This window comes from Kitasatospora sp. NPDC088160 (assembly GCF_044741445.1).
In the GTDB taxonomy this organism is placed as follows: Bacteria; Actinomycetota; Actinomycetes; order Streptomycetales; family Streptomycetaceae; genus Kitasatospora.
Map to the genome: position 1 here is coordinate 1 of NZ_JBIUSS010000029.1, position 18,470 is coordinate 18,470.

Annotated in this window: 17 protein-coding genes; 9 read left to right on the forward strand and 8 right to left on the reverse strand. The window is 73.1% G+C overall.

Annotated elements, in window-relative coordinates; all coding sequences use genetic code 11:
• The first annotated feature begins 212 nt into the window (after positions 1–212).
• From ACIOGZ_RS34985 to ACIOGZ_RS35000, 4 genes are all read left to right on the forward strand, one after another.
• The gene (locus ACIOGZ_RS34985; protein ID WP_363580987.1) at positions 213–779 is read left to right on the forward strand and encodes a hypothetical protein; all 567 of its coding nucleotides are present in this window, start codon (positions 213–215) and stop codon (positions 777–779) included.
• A 194-nt stretch (positions 780–973) separates the two neighbouring features.
• Positions 974–1,450, forward strand: coding sequence for a hypothetical protein (locus ACIOGZ_RS34990; RefSeq protein ID WP_363580989.1), 477 nt, complete (start codon positions 974–976; stop codon positions 1,448–1,450).
• A gap of 301 nt (positions 1,451–1,751) precedes the next feature.
• A complete protein-coding gene (locus ACIOGZ_RS34995) occupies positions 1,752–1,958 on the forward strand; it encodes a hypothetical protein (protein WP_363580991.1) in 207 nt (68 codons plus the stop codon).
• A 239-nt stretch (positions 1,959–2,197) separates the two neighbouring features.
• A complete protein-coding gene (locus tag ACIOGZ_RS35000) occupies positions 2,198–2,365 on the forward strand; it encodes a hypothetical protein (protein WP_363580993.1) in 168 nt (55 codons plus the stop codon).
• 231 nt (positions 2,366–2,596) lie between these two features.
• Here ACIOGZ_RS35000 and ACIOGZ_RS35005 read toward each other — a convergent pair whose 3' ends face one another.
• Together ACIOGZ_RS35005 and ACIOGZ_RS35010 are read right to left on the reverse strand one after the other, a co-directional pair.
• On the reverse strand, positions 2,597–4,117 hold the full coding sequence (locus ACIOGZ_RS35005) for a hypothetical protein (RefSeq protein ID WP_363580995.1): 1,521 nt from the start codon (positions 4,115–4,117) through the stop codon (positions 2,597–2,599).
• Between the two features lie 495 nt (positions 4,118–4,612).
• Positions 4,613–6,262: an FAD-dependent oxidoreductase gene (locus ACIOGZ_RS35010; protein WP_400988883.1), complete on the reverse strand. Its 1,650-nt coding sequence runs from the start codon at positions 6,260–6,262 to the stop codon at positions 4,613–4,615.
• Between the two features lie 71 nt (positions 6,263–6,333).
• Between ACIOGZ_RS35010 and ACIOGZ_RS35015 the strand changes: the two genes are divergently transcribed.
• The gene (locus tag ACIOGZ_RS35015; RefSeq protein WP_363580999.1) at positions 6,334–6,990 is read left to right on the forward strand and encodes a TetR/AcrR family transcriptional regulator; all 657 of its coding nucleotides are present in this window, start codon (positions 6,334–6,336) and stop codon (positions 6,988–6,990) included.
• 244 nt (positions 6,991–7,234) lie between these two features.
• Here ACIOGZ_RS35015 and ACIOGZ_RS35020 read toward each other — a convergent pair whose 3' ends face one another.
• The 6 genes from ACIOGZ_RS35020 to ACIOGZ_RS35045 form a co-directional block, all read right to left on the reverse strand.
• On the reverse strand, positions 7,235–7,582 hold the full coding sequence (locus tag ACIOGZ_RS35020) for a hypothetical protein (RefSeq protein ID WP_363581001.1): 348 nt from the start codon (positions 7,580–7,582) through the stop codon (positions 7,235–7,237).
• Positions 7,583–7,904: 322 nt separating this feature from the next.
• Complete coding sequence (locus tag ACIOGZ_RS35025) at positions 7,905–8,927, reverse strand: ABC transporter ATP-binding protein (RefSeq protein WP_363581003.1); 1,023 nt, start codon at positions 8,925–8,927, stop codon at positions 7,905–7,907.
• A complete protein-coding gene (locus ACIOGZ_RS35030; RefSeq protein ID WP_400988884.1) occupies positions 8,924–10,018 on the reverse strand; it encodes an ABC transporter ATP-binding protein in 1,095 nt (364 codons plus the stop codon). The genes ACIOGZ_RS35025 and ACIOGZ_RS35030 overlap by 4 nt, the downstream gene beginning before the upstream one ends.
• Positions 10,015–10,893: an ABC transporter permease gene (locus tag ACIOGZ_RS35035; protein ID WP_363581007.1), complete on the reverse strand. Its 879-nt coding sequence runs from the start codon at positions 10,891–10,893 to the stop codon at positions 10,015–10,017. Before ACIOGZ_RS35035 ends, ACIOGZ_RS35030 begins: the two co-directional genes overlap by 4 nt.
• Positions 10,880–11,848: an ABC transporter permease gene (locus tag ACIOGZ_RS35040; protein ID WP_400988886.1), complete on the reverse strand. Its 969-nt coding sequence runs from the start codon at positions 11,846–11,848 to the stop codon at positions 10,880–10,882. The genes ACIOGZ_RS35035 and ACIOGZ_RS35040 overlap by 14 nt, the downstream gene beginning before the upstream one ends.
• On the reverse strand, positions 11,845–13,398 hold the full coding sequence (locus tag ACIOGZ_RS35045; RefSeq protein WP_400988888.1) for an ABC transporter substrate-binding protein: 1,554 nt from the start codon (positions 13,396–13,398) through the stop codon (positions 11,845–11,847). Before ACIOGZ_RS35045 ends, ACIOGZ_RS35040 begins: the two co-directional genes overlap by 4 nt.
• A gap of 234 nt (positions 13,399–13,632) precedes the next feature.
• On the opposite strand from ACIOGZ_RS35045, the gene ACIOGZ_RS35050 reads away from it, so the two are divergent.
• The 4 genes from ACIOGZ_RS35050 to ACIOGZ_RS35065 all read left to right on the forward strand — a co-directional run bounded on the left by ACIOGZ_RS35050 (position 13,633) and on the right by ACIOGZ_RS35065 (position 18,425).
• On the forward strand, positions 13,633–14,235 hold the full coding sequence (locus tag ACIOGZ_RS35050) for a TetR family transcriptional regulator (RefSeq protein ID WP_400988890.1): 603 nt from the start codon (positions 13,633–13,635) through the stop codon (positions 14,233–14,235).
• Positions 14,236–14,416: 181 nt separating this feature from the next.
• Positions 14,417–15,232, forward strand: a complete 816-nt coding sequence (locus ACIOGZ_RS35055) for a tyrosine-protein phosphatase (RefSeq protein ID WP_363581015.1) — start codon at positions 14,417–14,419, stop codon at positions 15,230–15,232.
• The gene (locus tag ACIOGZ_RS35060; protein ID WP_363581017.1) at positions 15,226–17,019 is read left to right on the forward strand and encodes a glycoside hydrolase family 3 N-terminal domain-containing protein; all 1,794 of its coding nucleotides are present in this window, start codon (positions 15,226–15,228) and stop codon (positions 17,017–17,019) included. The genes ACIOGZ_RS35055 and ACIOGZ_RS35060 overlap by 7 nt, the downstream gene beginning before the upstream one ends.
• A 200-nt stretch (positions 17,020–17,219) precedes the next feature.
• Positions 17,220–18,425, forward strand: coding sequence for a cytochrome P450 (locus ACIOGZ_RS35065; protein WP_363581019.1), 1,206 nt, complete (start codon positions 17,220–17,222; stop codon positions 18,423–18,425).
• The last annotated feature ends 45 nt before the right edge of the window (positions 18,426–18,470 follow it).

Below are 18,470 nucleotides of genomic sequence, written 5' to 3' on the forward strand. Positions count from 1 at the left end.
TGTCTACTCCGGCGCACACAGATTTTGCGACGCTCTGGGGTGAGGTAACCTTCCGCTGCGCGGCGGCGGCAACCCCCCGAGCCGCCGCCGCGCGCCCTAAGCAGCGAGCCGCACCGCGCGGGGAGGCAGAAGTCGAAGACCTGGCGCCCGTCGGACCGGAGACGGCCCGGAGGGCGGGACGGGAGGCCCTGGTCGAAACGATCACCAAGGCCGTGCCCGGCGGTGACGGCCGGGCCGTCCGTCGGCTACTGGACCGCTTCGCGGAACTGGCCGCCATCGCCGACCTGTACGCCCTGCGCGACGGCCCCTCGGAAGTTCATTTCGAGCCCGGTGCATGCCGGAGGGGGCGGCGGTGTCGCCGTCCGCCACGACCTCCCCTCCTCACCGCCGACCGAGCCGGCGCCACGACCGCAGCCCGTTCCCTCGCCGACCGGCTCGCCGCCGCCTACCGCCTCGACCGGGTCGTTTACCGCAACGGCGCCCGCATGCCCGTCCGGGCCTGGGCCGAAGCCGCCCTCGCCGCCCGCTCCGCCGTCGCCCACAACACCGGCACCCTCAACACCGCCCGCGAGTACGGAATCCACCAGGTCGAGGTCTCTGACGGTCACGACTGCGGATGGAACAGCCACCCCGACCCCGACAAGGCCACCCGCACCCTGCGCACAGTCGAGGAAGCCGCCGACTGGCCCATCTCCCACCCGCGGTGCGCGCGGACGTTCGGGTTGAGCCCCGACGCGTCGGACGCGCCGGGCGAGGACAGTGCTGTCACGGCCCCTTGAACGTCCCCTCCCGTGCCGGCTGGGTGGGAACCGCGTGGGGCAAGTCGACTGGGTGATTCGGAAGCCAACCTTGCCTGTTCGATGGCCTGTTCACACCTTTCGGTGCAGCGGGGTCCGGGGCGGGCTGGGACGATCAAGCCGCCGTGCGCACCTGCGCCCGGGCCGTCCGTGAAACGAATTAAGGACCCCTCGCCATGAGCATTCACGACACCGCCCACCCGCAACTGGCCGAGCACTACAGCCGGGCCGCCGAGTCCCACCTCGACCTGATCACAGCCCGGCGGGCTATCGACCCCGACCTGATCGCCGGGCAAGCGGTGATCGTCCCCAAGAAGTTCTCCTACTCCGGGTCCGTGCACTCCTTCTCGGTCCTCGGGGGCGGTTTCTCCGGGGACTTCACCGACGAGAAGGGCGTCGAGTACGAGATCACCGGTGCCGGAGGCGGCCTGAGCGTCGGAGGCGGAGACGTCTGGGGCACCCTGTGGACCAACGGCCACCTGTCCGACTACGCGGGCTGGACCACCCGCTTCGAGGCGACCACCACCGCGGCCATGTTCAACATCAACCTGTGGGGCCTGGACGGCGAGTACATCGGTTCGTTTGTCGGTGGCGGAGCGGAGATGGGCGTCGGCGCGATGGGCGGACAGGGGAAGATCGACATCAAGCACTGACAACCACCACCTCTGGCCGCGCTGCCATCGTGCAGCGGCAGTGCAGGGTGGGAGTCCAGAGCTCGGAGGCCGGACCGGTGCGATGCTGCTCTTCGGGCCAGGTTGGGCAACTCCGGGACTGGGAGCGCGCCGTCGGCGCTATCGCGCAAGAGTGCTGGCGTGTCCAGAGTATTCACCCGATCGAGTGGCGGCGAATGGGGAGCCGCCTATCGAGGAACTGTCTTGGCCGGGCCCTCGCAGATGCCCGACGGACAGGGCCGCCAACCGCCAGCACAGCACTTCTACAAAGGGGAAGCCACAGATGGGCACGCCGGACTACGACCACCTGCTGAAGACCATCGCCTCTCAGGCCGCAGACCTGGCCACATCGCTGAGCGCGCTGAACGGCGCTCCCGCCCCGGTCAAGGCGAAGGCCAAGGCCGCCATCACGTCGAACCTGGGGACCTACGAGGCGACCGTCGGCGACAAGTACCTCACGGACGACATCGTCTATGCGGTCGGCAAGTAGCACGGGCGCGGTCCCCGGATTCCACCGACTTCTGGAGGCCGCCGGGCTGTCAATGCCTCTCGTTCACGCCGAGGAGCGGGCCATCGCCCGGCGGAGCGCGAGAGCGATCGGGCTCTCCGAGGGACGGTCGCCGTCAGTCCGCACAGACCGGCTGCCAGCCAGCTGCCTCCGGTAGGCGTCATCAGGTGGCGGACGGCTCGTTGGTCCAGGTGCTTGACGCCCCGAAGAAGGAGAACCCCATGCCCGAGCCCGAAGAGTACGTCGACGAGCAGCCCGAACTGGTCGTCCACAGGGTCGCAGACCCGCAGGACGACGGCTCCGACCCCATTGCGGATACCGCCGACCAGGCACTCGGAACGCAGGCACGGACGCGCGCCGGCGGCTTGATGGACCAGGGCCAGATGTAGCAGAGGCCCGGGCGGGTGGGGCTGCCGTAAGGCAGCCCCACCCGCCCCCAGTGGTGGAGGACTGCGTCGGCGGGCGAATCCACCGCGCGTTGGCGCAGAGCGCCGGGTGCAAATGGCGGCCCGCACGGGCGTGACCGGCAGGTCGGGCTGCGGGTAGCTGTGCCGGATCCGCCTCGCGGGCGGATGCACTGCTGCGAGGCGGATCCGGTCCGGGTGCTGCTTCTGCGGGGGTTAGGGGTTCTCGACCTCGACGGCGTAGAGGCCGCGGAGGCGGCCGTCGCCGGCGTCGGACTGGGAGGGGTAGAGGATCTGGACGTCGACGGGCAGCGGGGTGCCGGGGTCGATGGTGTGGGAGCCGTCGTTGGGGGACCCAAGGACGACCGTTCCCTCCAGGCCGTCCTTGATGACCCGGTACCACTGGGTCTGCTGGGGGTTGACGCGGGTGCGCGCGGGGACGTCGAAGGCGATCTCCCAGGCTGTCACGCGGTGTTCGTTGGCGGCCAGGGTGAGGTTGTAGCTGACGAGCCAACCCTTGGCGTCCTCGGGCCAGGTCTGGTCCCACTGCCCGGCGATCTTCTGGCCGACGGTGATCAGCGGCAGTTCGGCAGTGGTGGTGACCTGGCCGGACTGCTGGGCCGCGGTATTGGCGCGGGTGGCGGAGGTGATCCGGCTCGTGGCGGTGAAGTCGCCTTCGTGGTGAGGGTCGACGGTGCCCCTCAAGGTGATCACCGCCTTGCTGCCCTTGGGCAGGCTGAGCGGCTGGTGGAGTTCGCCGTCGGTAGCGGTTCCCGGGCCGCACACCGCGCCGTTCTCCCCGCGGCATGTCACCTCCACGTCGAGCAACTGGACGGGGACGTCGCCGCGCACGACGGCGTCGGGGGCGTCGTTGGGCCCGTGGTTCTGGACGCCGATGGTGTAGGAGATCCGATGGCCGGCCTTGGCGGTCAGCGGGCCGCTCATCTCCAGCGGCATGGCGACGGGCAGGGCGACGGTGAGGTTGCGGATGCGGTGGGCGGCGGTGGCCCCGCCGGTGCCGGCGCCGAACCCGAGCTTGAACGTCGCGGGCATCTGCACCTGGCCCGGGCCGGCGGCCAGGTCGAGATTGTCGATCAGCACCGCGCCGTTGGGGTCCGAGGTGCTGGAGCGCCGCACCGTCAGGCGCCCGCCGATGACGGTCACCTGCAGATGGGCCCCCACCCCCCAGCCGCCCCGGAACCCACCCGGCACCTCGACACCGGCCAGCCAGGCGAAGCCCGTGAGCAGGTCCCCGGAGCCGCGCACACCCACAGTGTCGGGGCTGCGGCCGGGACCGCCGGGGCCGCATGAGGGGGCGGCGAAGTTCCCGAAGTTGTCGAAGCCGACGCCCACATAGCCGGCAGTGACGCCGGGAAGGTTGACCGAGCCGTCCTTGATGTAGGAGTAGCCCAGCGCCCCGCCGCGGGCCCCGGGCTGCGTGGTACGGCTCCCGTCGATCAGGTAGAGGCTGAACCCGTCCCCGAGACCCTGGGCCCCGCCGCCCTCACAGGAGTAGTCGAAGTCGATGCTCACCCCGAGCGAGGAGGAGAACGGTTGGTCCAGGAACGCCGTACCCGCCTTCGAGGGGGTGTTCGGCGTCAGCTCCAGGGCGCCCTCGTTCAGCCGCGCGCTACCCAGCAACTGCCAGTGCTCATTCTCCGGGGCTGTGCCGGTGAACGACTCGGTGATGGGGAACTGCACCTGCTGCTGCGCGGCGTCGGGCGTCTGACCCGTCATGGAAGCTCCTCTTCGCTGGACCGGCACCTTCTCGCGGCCCGCAGTGGACGCGAACCGCAGGGACCGTGACGGCCCCGGCGCTGACCATGCCCAAACCCCCGACATCGTACGCCTGGAGGCCTACACAAAGTGACGATAGATCACCTGTGAGTGTCGCGCGGATGTGCGGGGGCCGGGGGGGAGAGATGGGAGCGCCGCGTCTGCGATGCGGCCGTGTGGGAAGTGGGGTGCGGTGGTGTCCGCCGTTGGTGTGCCGGAGGCCGCTGGGCGCGGTGCGACCGGCCTGGCGGCCCTCGGGGTGGGCGGGGCGGTGGTGGTCACGTGCGGGTGATGGTGAAGGGGATGTGCTTGCGGAGGTCCTGGACGAAGACCTTTCCTTCCAGGACTGCGTCACCGACGGCAGCCACCAGCAGCAGGCCGCCGAACTCGACCGGGCGATCGACACCCTGACCCGGCGCTCGCCCTGGCAGCCGCCGTCCTGCGCCGGCCCTGAGCTCAGTCCTGAGCTGCGCCGAGCCACCTGTCGAGCGCCTCGCCGAGCCCGTCCGGGGCCTCACCGCTGTCGCCCGCCCAGGCGACGAAGCCGTCCGGGCGGACCAGCAGGGCGGCCGGCGTGGGCTGTTCGGGGCAGGGGGAAGTCACGATCCGCAACCGGTCGCGGTGGCCGTCGGCGCGGGCGCGCAGCTCGGGGTCGTCGGTGAGGTCCAGCAGCAGCGCGCGGCCGTCGTGCAGGTGGTCGGCCAGTTTGCTGCCGTCGGCGAGTGCGAGGTCCGGTGCGCTGCGGCCCACCAGCGGGTGTTCGCCGGGCAGGTCGTAGCGCTGCCACACGCCGGAGAGCTGCTTGACGAAGTAGGTCGTCCCGGCCGCGGTGTCGGCCAGCTGGGCGACGACGTTGCGCAGCGCGCCGCTGCCCGGCTCGGGCCGCATCAGCGCGACCTGCGCCCTCGTCCAGTCCAGGACCCAGGCGCCGATCGGGTGCCGCTCGGCGGTGTAGCTGTCCAGCAGGCCCTCCGGTGCCCAGCCCTGTACGGTGGCGGCGAGCTTCCAGCCGAGGTTGATCGCGTCGCCGATGCCGAGGTTGAGCCCCTGGCCGCCGAACGGGGAGTGCACGTGCGCCGCGTCGCCGGCCAGCAGCACCCGGCCCGCGCGGTAGGTGCTCGCCTGGCGGGCGTTGTCCGTGAAGCGGGTCGCGCTGTGCACCTTGGTGATCGTCACGTCCACGCCGCTGACGTTGCGCAGGCTGGCCTGCAACTCCTCGGTGGTGACCGGCGACTGGCGGTCCGCGGGCGGACCGTCGAACTCCACGGTGAGGATCCGGCCCGGCACCGGCCCGTGCACGTACGTCCCGACCGAGGTCCGGTTCCAGCCGGCGCCCAGGGCCTCGGAGCCGGTCATCTCCACTATCGCCTGGTGGCCGGTGATCTCCGGGGCCGTGCCGGGGAAGTCGAACCCGGCGAGCCGGCGCACCGTGCTGCGGCCGCCGTCGCACCCGACCAGCCAGCCGGTTCGGATCGGCGCACCGCCGTCGGTGTGCACGGTCACCCCGTGCTCGTCGGTGTCGAAGCCGGTCAACTCCACGCCCCGGCGCAGCTCGACGCCCAGCTCGGCCGCGCGCTCGCCGAGCACGTGCTCCAGGGCGGCCTGCGGGACGAGGGCGGCCTTGTCGACGGGGCCGCGGTCGGCGAAGTCGGGGTCGTCGGCGGGGTCGAAGCGGTCGAGGCTCAGCATGATTCCGGCGAAGTGCCCGGCGATCCGCTGCGGCGCCCGCGTGGGCACTGCGCTGTCGGCGGGCACTTCGCCGTTGGTGGGCACTTCGCCGTTGGTGGGCACTTCGCCGTTGGTGGGCGGCCCGTCCGGGTGGCGCTGCCGGGTGAACTGGGCGAACTTCTCCATTGCCTGCGCGTGGATCTCTTCGAGCGCGGGGAGCAGCCCGCGCCGGTAGAAGGCCTCCACGCTGGGCGTGTTGATGGCGCCCGCCTTGACCGTCTGGTCCACCTCGGTGAGTCGTTCGATGACCAGCACCGAGGTTCCGGCGAGCCGGAGCTCGCAGGCCAGCATCAGCCCGACCGGCCCGCCGCCCGCCACCACCACGTCGTAGTCCGTGCCTGCGTCCGTGCCTGCGTCGGTGCCTGCGTCTGTGCTCATGTCCGTGTTCATGTCCGTGTTCATGACTTCACTGTAGTCACTAAAAATCTGTGGTGGGTATAATTTCGGTCATGGATGTAGCCAGGACCCCAGACGCCGGCGACGAACCGCAGTCCCGGAACCTCACGATGCGTCAGCGCAAGAAGGTGCAGACCCGGCAGCGGATCTCCGGCGTGGCCACCACCCTGTTCCTGGCGCGCGGGTTCGACCAGGTCACCGTCGCCGAGGTGGCCGAGGCGGCGGAGGTCTCGACCATGACGGTCTTCAACTACTTCCCGCGCAAGGAGGACCTCTTCCTGGACCGGATCCCGGAGGCTGTCGAGCTGTTCACGAGCGCGGTGCGCGACCGCCCGGCCGCCGAGTCCCCACTCGCCGCGCTGCATCGCCTGATTCTCGAACTCATCGACGAGGGCTACCCGTTGGCGGCTCTGCGGGATCGCTTCACGGCCTTCTGGCAGGTCGTGGTGGACTCCCCGTCGCTGCGGGCGCGGGCCCGCGAAGGCGTCGAGGAGCTGGAGGGCGCGCTGGCCGGGGTGATCGCGCAGACCTCGCCGGACCCGCAGCCCCGGCTGACCGCCGCGCTCGCCGTCGCCGCCTATCGCACCGGCTGCCTCACCTCTGCGGGCCGGATGCTGGCGGGGGAGAGTGCGGCGGCGGTCGACCCCGATCATCGCGCCCTGCTGGACGCGGCCTTCGGTGCGCTCAGGCGGGCGCTGCCGCTGTCGTAGCGCCATCGCGGTCGTAGCGCCGCCGTGGGCGCGAACGCGAACGGCGAACGGCGGGCGGCCGACAGGCCGAAGTGGCCTGCGGTCGCCCGCCGTTCAAAATCCCCGCGACTACTCGACGACGAGCGAGACCGGGATGGCCCCGGGTGGGTTTCGCGGGCGCCTTGGCCGGACCCCCAATAGCCGCTGGCCGGGTCGCCCGTCCTTCGGCCACCTGGGATCGGTGTGGCTGCGATCGGGTCTGCGGTCAGCTCTCGACCATGAAGGAGCGCGGGTGCGAGTTGAACCTGACCGAACGGCCGGCCGACACGCTGAACAGCGACCCGCCGGTGCAGTCCTCGCCCCAGTAGAAGCGGACCGTGCTGTCCGTCGCGTTGTTCACGCCTGACAGGGGCCCCTGTGCCTCCCTCGGTACGTCGTAGCAGCCGGGGGCCGGGTCGAGGTACGGCACGCCCGGGCCGCTGCCCGACCCGCCGGGGAAGATCACGTTGTAGAACGTCAGGGTGCCCGTGGCGGCCTGGGCGGACGTGGGGACGGCCACGGCCAGCGTCCCTGCGGCGATGAGGGTACCGATCGTCGTGACGAGGCGTCGCATGATGGGACCTCCGGTACGCCGGGTCGCCAGGTGCGACCCGTGATCGCAACCAACGGTAAGGCTGCGTACGCGAATCGTCACCGGCGTGAAGGGGCGCGAACGGCGCGCGAGGGCCGTGCCCCTGCCAGGTGAAAGCCCGACGGGGGCGCCGTCCCGTCGGGCCTCCGTGGTGCCGATGACCTGCGGGTGCTCCGAGTCGGGCACTGCGCTTGAACCCTTCCCGTCGCCGCCGTGGCGCCCGCCCGTCCGCGGCCGGAACGGGAAGGGCCCCTGGGGCGGGAGTGGGGCTCCCGGCCCGGGGGCCCGTGGTGCGTCCGGCTGGTCAGGACGCTGTGGCAGCGCCGATCAGTGGTCGGTGGCAGGCCACCGCGCGGCCTGGTGCCACCTCCCGCAGCTGCGGTTCCTCGGTGGCGCAGCGGGTGTCGGCCAGGGGGCAGCGGGTGCGGAAGCGGCAGCCGCTGGGCGGGGCGAGGGGGGAGGGCGGGTCGGTGGGGAGGAGGCCGGTGTCGCGCAGCGGGCGGCCGGGTTCGGGGACGGCGGCGAGCAGGGCGGCGGTGTAGGGGTGGGCCGGGGCGGCGAGGACGGCCTCGGTGGGGCCGCGTTCGCAGATGCGGCCGAGTTGGAGCACAGCCACCTCGTCGCTCACCGCGCGGACCACGCCGAGGTCGTGGGAGATGAAGAGGCCGGCCAGTCCGCGTTCCTCGGTGAGCCCGCGCAGCAGGTTGAGCACGGTGGCCTGGGCCGAGACGTCGAGGGCGGAGACCGCCTCGTCGGCGATCAGGACGCGCGGTCCGGCGGCCAGGGCCCGGGCGATGGCGACCCGTTGGGCCTGCCCGCCGGAGAGCTGGTGGGGGCGGCGGTCGCCGAACAGGGCGGGCGGGAGGCCGACGGCCGACAGCTGCTCGGTGACGACCTGCTCGCGGTCGCGGGCCGGGTCGGGGTGGGCGTCGAGGGGTTCGGCGACCAGGTCGCGGACCCGGCGGTGCGGGTTGAGGGAGGAGAGCGGGTCCTGGAACACCAGCTGGAGGCGGGGCCGGACGGCCCGCAGGGCGCGCGGGGAGAGGGTGGCGAGGTCGGTGCCGTCGAGGGTGACGGTGCCGGTGGTGGGTGGGGGCAGCCGCAGCAGGGCCTTGGCGATGCTGCTCTTGCCGGAGCCGGACTCGCCGACCAGGGCGAGGGTGCGGCGCGGGTGGAGGGCCAGGTCGACGCCGCTGACGGCGTGCAGCGGGCCGGAGCGGGTGCGGTGGACGACGCTGAGGTCGGTGGCCTCCAGGACGGCCGTTCCGGGAGCGGCGGCGCCGGGAGCGACGGCTTCGGGGGCAGCAGCGTCGGGGGCGGTGGTCATGCCGCGGGCTCCAGTTCGTCGGGCGAGGGCGAGGGCGAGGGCGAGGGCGACGGCGCGTCAGGCGGCGCGGTGAGCGGGAAGTGGCAGGCGGCGGTGTGGCCGTCCGCCGCGGTGTGGGTGGGCGGCGCGGTCGTGGTGCACAGGTCCGTCGCCAGTTCGCAGCGCGGGGCGAAGGGGCAGCCGGGGGTGGGCCGGGTGAGGTCGGGCGGCGAGCCGGGGATCGCGGGCAGGGTGCGGCGCAGCGGGCCGGTGACCCGGGGTACGGAGCGCAGCAGGGCCGCGGTGTAGGGGTGCCGGGGGTGGCGGGTGACGGCCTCGGTGGGGCCGGTCTCCACGATCCGGCCGCCGTACATGACGGCGATCCGGCGGGCCCGCCCGTACAGCAGGCCGATGTCGTGGGTGATCAGCAGGGTGGCGAGGCCGCGGCTGCGCCGGTGCTGGTCGAGCAGGTCCAGGACGGTGCGCTGGACGGTGACGTCGAGGGCGGTGGTGGGTTCGTCGGCGAGCAGCAGGGCGGGTTCGCCGGCCAGGGCGGCGGCGATGCCGACGCGCTGGCGCAGGCCGCCGGAGAGCTCGTGCGGGTGGGCGCGGGCCCGCCGGGCGGGGTCGGGGACGTCGACGGCGGCGAGCAACTCGGTGGCGGTGCGCAGCCGTTCGCGCCGGGAGAGCCGGCGCCGGTTGGTGAGGGACTCGGTGACCTGGTCGGCGATCCGGACCACCGGGTTGAGCGAGGTCATCGGGTCCTGGTGGACCATGGCGATGCCGGTGCCGAGCAGTTCGGCGCGGCGGGTGCGGGAGGCGGCGAGCAGGTCCTCGCCGTTCAGCCGGATCTCGCCGGTGGCGACGGCCCTGGTGGTGCGGGACTCGACGCCGAGGACGGCGCGGGCGAGCACGGACTTGCCGGAGCCGGACTCGCCGACCACGCCGAGGCACTCGCCGGCCGCGATGGTGAGGCTGACGCCGTGCAGGACGTGCAGGGCACGGCCGTCGGGGGTGTGCAGGACGGTGTCCAGCGAGCGGACGTCGAGCACCGGGACGTCGAGGGCGGGGACGTCCAGGGCGGGTTCGTCGAGGTCGGGGGCGGAGGTCATCCGCGCGCTCCCTTCGGGCCGGCGGGACCACCCGAACGCAGGTGCTCCCCGAGGTAGTTGAGGGCGAGGACGGTCAGGCAGAGCACGGCCGCGGGCGCCAGCGAGATCCACGGCGCGCTGCCGAGGGCCGTGCGCCCCTCGGCGATGATGCCGCCCCAGGAGGGCTCCGGCGGGCGCAGCCCGAAGCCGAGGAAGCTGAGCGAGCCCTCGGCGACGATGGCGACGGTGGTGGCGGTGAAGGCGAAGGTGAGGGCGGCCGGCGCGACGTGCGGGACGATCTCGCGGCGCAGGACGCGCAGCGGGGCGGTGCCGAGCATGCGGGCGGCCTGGACGAAGCCGCGTTCGCTGAGCGAGAGCACGACGGCGCGCACCACCCGGGTGAAGTGCGGGACGGTGAACAGCCCGATCAGCGTGCCGATCACGGTGAGGCTGGGGCCGCGCAGCGAGACCGCGATCATCACCAGGATCAGGCTGGGCACGGACATCAGCAGGTCGGTCGCGAAGCCGATCGCCTTGTCGAGCGGGCCGCGGAACCAGCCGGCGGCGAGGCCGAGCGTTCCGCCGCCGAGTAGGCCGACCAGGATGGTGAGGGCGGCGACGGTGAAGGAGGCGCGGGCGCCGGCGACGGTGCGTTGCAGGACGTCCCGTCCGGCGCTGTCGGTGCCCAGCCAGTGGCCGGGGCCGGGGGCGGCGGCGGGGTGGGCGAAGTCGCCGTGCAGCGGGTCGAAGCCGGGCAGCAGGGGCAGCAGCAGGGCGGCGAGGGCGACGACGGCCAGCCAGGCCCCGGCGGCGAGCACGCCGGCGGGGGGCCGGCGGCGGGCGGTGCGCGCCGCGACCGTCTCGACGGTCACGACTGGGGTCTCAGCGGTGCTCATGGGCGATCCTCGGGTCGATCGTGCGGTACAGCAGGTCGACCGCGAAGGTGGCCGCGACCACGCCGACGGCGCTGACCACCACCACGGCCTGGACGACGGGGAAGTCCCGGCCGGAGATGGCCCCGGCGGCCAGGCTGCCGACGCCGGGCACCGCGAACAGCGACTCGACCAGCACCGAGCCGCCCAGCGAGGTGCCGATGCCGATGCCGACCAGGGTGACCAGCGGCAGGCTGGACGGTCGCAGGGCGCGGCGCAGCAGCAGCCGGGTGGTGCCCATGCCGCGGCTGCGGGCGGCGGCGATGTACGGCTGGTCGAGGGTGTCGAGCAGTTGTCCGCGCAGGGTGCGGGTGAACACGGCGGCCTCGGTGAGGCCGAGGGTGAGGGCGGGCAGCACCAGGTGGCGCAGGTTCTCGGCCGGGTCCTCGGTGAACGGGGTCCAGCCGGTGGCGGGCAGGATGCGCAGTTGGACGGCGGCGAGCCAGATGAGCAGCAGGCCGAGGGCGAAGCCGGGGACGGCGAGCCAGCCGAAGGTGCCGGCGGTGGCGATCCGGTCGAAGGTGCCGCCGGGCCGCCAGGCGGAGAGCAGGGCGACGGGCACGGCCAGGGCGAGCGCCACCAGCTGGGCGGCGAGGAAGAGTTCGAGGGTGACGGGGATGCGGTCGGCGAGTTCGGTGGTGACGGCGGCTCCGGTGGACAGCGAGTGGCCGAGGTCGCCGTGCAGGGCGTCGGCGATCCACTGCCAGGTGGCGGCGAACAGATTGCGGTCCAGGCCGAGCCCGGCCTCGTAGGCGGAGATCTGCTCGGGGGTGGCGGTGGGGCCGAGGGCGGCGGCGGCGGGGGAGCCCGGCATCAGGTGGGGCAGGTACAGGGCGGCGACGGTGACCAGCAGCAGTACGGCCGCGGCGCGGCCGAGCCGCCCGCCGTGGCGCAGCGCGGTGCGGGTGCGGGGGGTCACCGCTTCACCCACAGGGGGGCGGGGGAGACGTTGAGGACGGTGCGCTTGGACAGGTCGGGCAGTCCGCCGACCTTGGCGCCGGCGAGGAAGCCGACGGTGTTCTCGGTGAGGAAGGCCATCGGCACCTCGCCGACGACCCGCCGGGCGGCCTGCTGGTAGGCGGCCGCACGCTTGGCGGGGTCGGTCGAGGCGCGGCCCTCGGCGATCGCCTTCGAGGTCTCCGGGTCGGACCAACTCATGAAGTTGTAGGGCGAGTTGGACAGGTAGAGATTGGTGAGCGCGGTGTCGGTGTCGCCGAACATGCTGGTGGGGAAGTCGATCACCTGGAACTTGCGCTGGAGCATCGCGGTGCCCAGGCCCGCGGCGTCGAGAGGCTTGATGGTCACCTTGATCCCGGCCTCACCGAGCATCTGCTGGATCACGGTGGCGCGCTGCTGGCCCTCGGGGCGGCTGTCGACGAGGTAGTCGAAGGCGAGGTCGGGGTGGCCGGACTCGGCGAGCAGGTCCCGGGCCTTGGCCGGGTCGTGGGCCGGGTACCCGGCGGCGGTGCGGTACGGGGAGCGGGAGCCGATCGGGCCGTCCGAGACCTTGCCCTGGTCGAGGGAGACGACCTTCTCCAGGGCCTCGCGGTCGATCGCGTACTGCACGGCCCGGCGGACCCGCACGTCGTCGAAGGGCGTCGACGCGGTGTTGAAGACCATGGTGGTGGTGCCGCCGGGCCCGGTGGCGCTGCGCAGCCCGTCGGCGGCGGCCTGCTTGAGCTGGCCGGGCGTCTCGGTCCAGATCAGGTCGGTGTCGCCGGAGCGCAGCGACTGGTAGCGGCTGTCGGTGTCGGTGAGCACCCGGTAGACGAGCTTGTCGGCGTGGCCCTTGGCGCCCCAGTACGCGGGGTTGCGGGTGAGGGTGACGGAGACTCCGGGTTGCACGCTCTCCACGGTGTACGGGCCGGAGCCGACGGCGGGGGAGTCGCCGGACGGGGCCTCGGAGACGTAGCCGAGGGAGCGGGTGAATATGTTCGGGAAGGCGGCGTCGGGCGCCTTGAGGGTGAAGGTGAGGGTGGTCGGGCCGGAGACGGTGGTGGCGCCGATGGTGGCTGCGTCGATGGCGCAGGCGCACTTGCTCTCCGGCTTGGCGAGCCGGGTGACGTGGTCGGCGACGGCCTGGGCGTCCAGCGGCTTGCCGTCGCCGAACTTCACGCCCTCGTGCAGGTCGAGGGTCCAGACCGTGGCGTCCGCGTTGGGGGTGAAGGACTTGGCGAGGTAGGGCTGGACGGCGCCGTTGTCGCCGTTGACCATCAGCGGGTCGTACAGGGCGTTGGCGAGGACCATCATCGGCATCGAGGTCAGGGTGCCGTCGGCCGGGTCGAGCTTGGCGAACGGCCGGTCCAGGCCGATCTTGAGCGTGCCGCCGTCCACGGCAGGCCCGTCGTTCGCCGCGCCGGTGTTCCCGGCGCCGGAGCCGGAGACCGTGTCGTCGGAGGCGGAGCAGGCGGTGAGGGTGAGCGCGGCCGTGCAGGCCGCCGCTACCAGGAGGTGGGTGTGCCGCTTCATGGTTCCTCGGTTCGGGGGAGTGGGGGCGGCCTGGGGGAGTGCGACCGCCGACGCTTCACACCATTCCGGAAGTGGCAGTACTGCCAAAAGGCAGTTGTGCAAATTTCAGATGACGGAACCCGGAAGAGTCGGCGCTCGCCTTGAGCGAGCACGGTCGGACGTGATTCGGTACTGACAGCCGCCCCCTCGGCGGCCCCATCCACACTCAACTCACCGAGAGGAAACGGAAGAACCATGCAGGGGACGGACACCGCGGCGGAGCAGGGCATGCGCGACCGCAAGAAGGCGCGCACCCGCGACACCATCCGCACCGCGGCGCTCGACCTCTTCGAGGAGCAGGGGTTCGAGCGCACCACCGTGGACCAGATCTGCCGCCGCGCCGACATCGCCCACCGCACGTTCTTCCGCTACTACCCGGCCAAGGAGGCTCTGCTGTTCGGCTGGGACTTCGGCCAGGCCATCCTCGACGCCTTCGCCGCCGCCCCCGCCGAACTCCCGCTCTGGGCCGCGCTCGACCACGCGCTGACCGCCACCGGCGGCCGGCTGGAAGAGCCCGTCGAGCACACCGAGCGCCGCCGCCGGCTGCGCCGGAGCCTGATCGAGGTGCAGGGTTCCGTGCACAACTACGCCGTGGTCGTGATCGACAGCTTCACCGAACGCACCGTCACCATCGCGGCCGAGCGGCTCGGCGTGGACCCGGCCACCGACCTGCGTCCGACCGCGCTCGGCGCGCAGTTCGGCGGCATGGTGCGCCACCACGTCCTGATCGCGTCCGAGACCGGCACGGTGGCCGACTGGCACAAGGCCTACCGGGACGTGCTCGACACCATCGGCTGACCCGAGCCGACACCCCTACACCCCGTCACCCCTACACCCCGTCACCACTGGGCGATGCCGTCGGCCGTCCGGACGGCACCGCGCGCCCTTTCGCCGCCGGCCCTGCCCTTTCTCTCCCCCCCTCGTGCGGCCCGCCGCGCACCTTCACCACCTGCTTCGCACTTCCTGAAAGGCCCCCCGCATGTCCCTGGTCAACTTCCGCGACCCCGCAGCGCTCGCCGACCCCGCGAGCCGGTGGATCCGCCCCGGCACCCTGTTCCGCTCCGCCCAGCCCTTCCCCGCCGCCGACGAGGCCGTCGTCGCCCAGCTGCGCGAGCACGGCATCACCACCATCGTCGACCTCCGGGGCGAGTCCGAGAGCCGCCCCGAGGACTGGGCCGCCGCCGAGGCCGCCGGCATCGCCGTCGTCCTCGCCCGGATCGAGCCGACCAACGACGAACTGGCGCAGGCCATGCGGGCCATGACCACCGCCGAGGACCTCGGCGCCTTCTACCTGCTGATGGCCGAGTCCGCGCCGCAGGGGCTGGCCGCCGCCGCCGAGGCCACCGTCCGCCCGGGCGGCGTGCTGGTGCACTGCGCGGCCGGCAAGGACCGCACCGGGCTGCTCACCGCGCTGCTGCTGGAGCTGCTCGGGGTGCCCGCCGAGGAGATCGTCGCCGACTACGCCCGCACCAACGAGGCGATCGAGCAGATCTGGGCCGGCCTCGCCGACCGCAACCGCGCCGCCCTCAACGAGGTCGAGGCCGGCCGGCTGGTCGTCCCCGCCCCGCTGCTGGAGGCGCCCGCCGGGGCGATGAGCACCTTCCTCGACCTGGTCCGCGCCAAGCACGGCGGCGCCGAGGGCTTCCTGACCGCCTGCGGGGTCACCGCCGAGACCCTGGACGGCTTCCGCGCCAAGGCCGCCGCCCGCGCCGCCGCCAGCACCGAGGCCGGTACCGCCGCCAGCACCGAGGCCCGTACCGCCGCGTCGAACACCGCCGAGGTGACGGCATGCTGACCCTGCTGCGGCACACCGACGGCACGCCCTTCCGCGACCTCAACCACAACGGCACCATGGAGCCCTACGAGGACCCGCGGCTGCCCGTCGAGGAGCGGGTCGAGGACCTCCTCACCCGGATGACCTTGCAGGAGAAGGCCGCGCTGATGCTGCACGGCCGGATGCTCCCCGGCGACCAGGGCCCGTTCCCCTCCGGCGCCCGCCTGATCACCGAGCGCGGCCTCACCCACTTCGCCATGATGGCCGTCCCCGACCCGCGCGCGATGGCCGAGTGGAACAACCACGTCCAGGACCTCGCCGCGGCCGGGCGGCTGGGCATCCCCGTCACCCTCTCCTCCGACCCCCGGCACGGCTTCACCGCCAACCCGGCCACCGCCCACACCGGTGGCGGCTTCAGCACCGGCCCCGAGCCGATCGGACTCGCCGCCACCGACGACCCCGACCTGGTGCGGCGCTACGCCGACCTGATCCGCCGCGAGCTGTGCGCCGTCGGCATCCGGGTCGCCATCCACCCGATGGCCGACCTCGCCACCGAGCCCCGCTGGGCCCGGATCAGCGGCACCTTCGGGGAGGACCCGGAGCGCGCCTCGCGGATGATCACCGCCTACATCGAGGGTCTCCAGGGCGGGCCGATCGGCCCGGACAGCGTCGCCTGCATGACCAAGCACTTCCCCGGCGGCGGCCCGCAGGCCGCCGGCGAGGACTCCCACTTCGCCGCCGGCCGCCGACTGGTCTACCCCGGCGGCGAGTTCGAGACCCACCTGCGCCCCTTCGAGGCCGCCTTCGCCGCGGGCACCGCGCAGATCATGCCCGCCTACGCGATCCCCTCCGGCAGCGGCCTCGCCGAGGTCGGCGCCAACTTCAACCGGGACGTCATCACCGGCCTGCTGCGCGGGCGCTACGGCTTCGACGGCGTGGTCTGCACCGACTTCAACGCCATCACCGGCATGGACGTCCCCGGAGTGGTCACGCTGCCCCCGCGGCACTGGGGCGTCGAGGAGCTGTCCGTCGCCGAGCAGGTCGTGCTCACCCTGGACGCGGGCGCCGACCAGCTCGGCGGCGAGACGGACCCGGAGCTGATCCTGGCCGCCGTCCGTTCCGGCGCCGTCACCGAGGCCCGGCTCGACGAGTCGGTCCGCCGCATCCTGCGCGACAAGTTCCGCCTCGGCCTCTTCGCCGACCCGTACGTCGACCCGGAGGCCGCCGCCGACCTGGTCGGCGCCCCGGAGGGCCGGGCGCTCGGCCGCGAGGTCCAGCGCCGCTCGGTGGTCCACCTGGCCGGCGAGCCGCGCCCCGCCACCCGGCTGTACGTCGAGGGCATCGACCCCGCCGTCGCCGCCGGGTACGGCACCCTCGTCGAGGAGCCGGAGCGGGCCGAGCTGGCCGTGATCCGCCTCGCCACCCCGTACGAGCGGCGCGAAGGGCTGCTGGAGCAGCACTTCCACAGCGGCTCGCTGGAGTTCGAGTCGGCCGAGGTCGACCGCCTCACCGCGCTGGCCGCCACCGTGCCCACGGTGTTCGCCGCCCAGCTGGAGCGGCCCGCCGTGCTCACCCCGCTCGCCCCGCACGCGGCGCTGCTGATCGGCGAGTTCGGCGCCGCGGACGAGGTCGTGCTGGACGCCGCGCTCGGCCGGGCCCCGATGACCGCGACGCTCCCGTTCGACCTCCCCCGCTCGGACGCCGCCGTCGCCGCCTCCCACGAGGACGTGCCCTTCGACACCCGCGCCCCGCTCTTCCGGCACGGGCATCGGGCCACCGGGGAGAACCGGGCCGCCGGGAAGGGCTGAGGCACCCGGGGCCGGGGCCTGCCACGGACCAGCGGACCGGTGGCAGGCCCCGGCGCGGGTGGAGCCGAGCCGCTGATCAGACCGGATGAATTACCGGCGCTCTCGCACCTCCACCGGTGTGTGCGGCCGACCGATCGGGTACCGGTGCAATTCGTCCGCCTCCCCCATCCGGCCCGCGCGGCCCAGACCTGGAGGTCCGCATGTCCACCGACTCCAGCGCACGGAACTGCCCGTTCGACTTCGCCGAGACCCTAGAGTTCGACCCGACGCTCCGGCAGCTCATGAACGACGCACCGGTCAGCCGCATCCGCCTCCCCTACGGCGAGGGGGAGGCCTGGCTCGTCACGGGGTACGACGACGTGCGCACGGTCACCACCGACCGGCGGTTCAGCCGCCACGCCATCGTCGGCCGGGACTTCCCGCGCATGACCCCCGAGCCGATCGTCCAGGCCGAGGCGATCAACGTCATGGACCCTCCCGCCAGCGCCCGCCTGCGCAGCCTGGTGTCCAAGGGCTTCACCCCCGACCACATCGAGCGGATGAGGGACCGCACCCAGCACGTGGTGAACGGGCTGCTGGACCGCATGCGGGACCAGGGCCCCCCGGCCGACCTCATGGAGCACCTGGCCCACCCGCTCCCGCTGATCACGATCTGCGAGGTCCTGGAGATCCCCGAGGCCGACAGCGCCCGGCTGCGCGCCAACGCCCGGACGATGATGGACGTGAGCCTGGCCAACAAGCCGAACGCGGTACGGGCCAAGGCCGACCTGCGGGCGTACTTCGCCGAGCTGACCGCCGAACGGCGCAGGAACCCCGGCGACGACCTGATCAGCGTGCTGGCCACGGCCCGCGACGGCGACGAGGTCCTCGACGAGAAGGAACTCACCGTGATGGCCATGGTCCTGCTGATCACGGGCCAGGACACCACGACGTACGAGCTCGGCAACCTCTCGTACACCATCCTCAGCCGCCCCGACGTGCTCGCCGCACTGCGCGAGCGGCCCGAGACGCTCTCCCGGACGCTCCAGGAGCTGCTGCGCTTCATCCCCTTCCGCAAGGGCGTCGGCATCCCCCGGGTGGCCCTTGAGGACGTGGAGCTGAGCGGGGTGACGATCCCGGCGGGGGACATCGTGCACGTCTCCTACCTGACGGCCAACCGGGACGGCCGCCGGTTCGACCGGCCCGACGAGCTGGACCTGGAGCGGACCAGCCCCTCCCACATGACCTTCGGCTGGGGCGCGCACCACTGCCTCGGCGCGCCGCTGGCCATCACCGAACTCGAAGTCGCCCTCGGGACCCTGCTGGAGCGCTTCCCCAGGATCGCGCTGGCGAAGCCGGCCGCGGAGCTGGCGTGGAACACCACGTCCATCTGGCGCTATCCGCTGGCGCTGCCGGTCACCTGGTGACGGTGCCCCCACGCTCCGGCGCCCGCCCGCCGCCACCCGCCGCCG

Excerpts from the sequence above, each read along its gene's own strand:
- ACIOGZ_RS34990 (WP_363580989.1), top strand. The coding sequence starts at position 974 with ATGAGCATTCACGACACCGCCCACCCGCAACTGGCCGAGCACTACAGC.
- ACIOGZ_RS34995 (WP_363580991.1), top strand. The coding sequence starts at position 1,752 with ATGGGCACGCCGGACTACGACCACCTGCTGAAGACCATCGCCTCTCAG.
- ACIOGZ_RS35000 (WP_363580993.1), top strand. The coding sequence starts at position 2,198 with ATGCCCGAGCCCGAAGAGTACGTCGACGAGCAGCCCGAACTGGTCGTC.
- ACIOGZ_RS35005 (WP_363580995.1), bottom strand. The coding sequence starts at position 4,117 with ATGACGGGTCAGACGCCCGACGCCGCGCAGCAGCAGGTGCAGTTCCCC.
- ACIOGZ_RS35010 (WP_400988883.1), bottom strand. The coding sequence starts at position 6,262 with ATGAGCACAGACGCAGGCACCGACGCAGGCACGGACGCAGGCACGGAC.
- ACIOGZ_RS35015 (WP_363580999.1), top strand. The coding sequence starts at position 6,334 with ATGGATGTAGCCAGGACCCCAGACGCCGGCGACGAACCGCAGTCCCGG.
- ACIOGZ_RS35020 (WP_363581001.1), bottom strand. The coding sequence starts at position 7,582 with ATGCGACGCCTCGTCACGACGATCGGTACCCTCATCGCCGCAGGGACG.
- ACIOGZ_RS35025 (WP_363581003.1), bottom strand. The coding sequence starts at position 8,927 with ATGACCACCGCCCCCGACGCTGCTGCCCCCGAAGCCGTCGCTCCCGGC.
- ACIOGZ_RS35030 (WP_400988884.1), bottom strand. The coding sequence starts at position 10,018 with ATGACCTCCGCCCCCGACCTCGACGAACCCGCCCTGGACGTCCCCGCC.
- ACIOGZ_RS35035 (WP_363581007.1), bottom strand. The coding sequence starts at position 10,893 with ATGAGCACCGCTGAGACCCCAGTCGTGACCGTCGAGACGGTCGCGGCG.
- ACIOGZ_RS35045 (WP_400988888.1), bottom strand. The coding sequence starts at position 13,398 with ATGAAGCGGCACACCCACCTCCTGGTAGCGGCGGCCTGCACGGCCGCG.
- ACIOGZ_RS35050 (WP_400988890.1), top strand. The coding sequence starts at position 13,633 with ATGCAGGGGACGGACACCGCGGCGGAGCAGGGCATGCGCGACCGCAAG.
- ACIOGZ_RS35055 (WP_363581015.1), top strand. The coding sequence starts at position 14,417 with ATGTCCCTGGTCAACTTCCGCGACCCCGCAGCGCTCGCCGACCCCGCG.
- ACIOGZ_RS35060 (WP_363581017.1), top strand. The coding sequence starts at position 15,226 with ATGCTGACCCTGCTGCGGCACACCGACGGCACGCCCTTCCGCGACCTC.
- ACIOGZ_RS35065 (WP_363581019.1), top strand. The coding sequence starts at position 17,220 with ATGTCCACCGACTCCAGCGCACGGAACTGCCCGTTCGACTTCGCCGAG.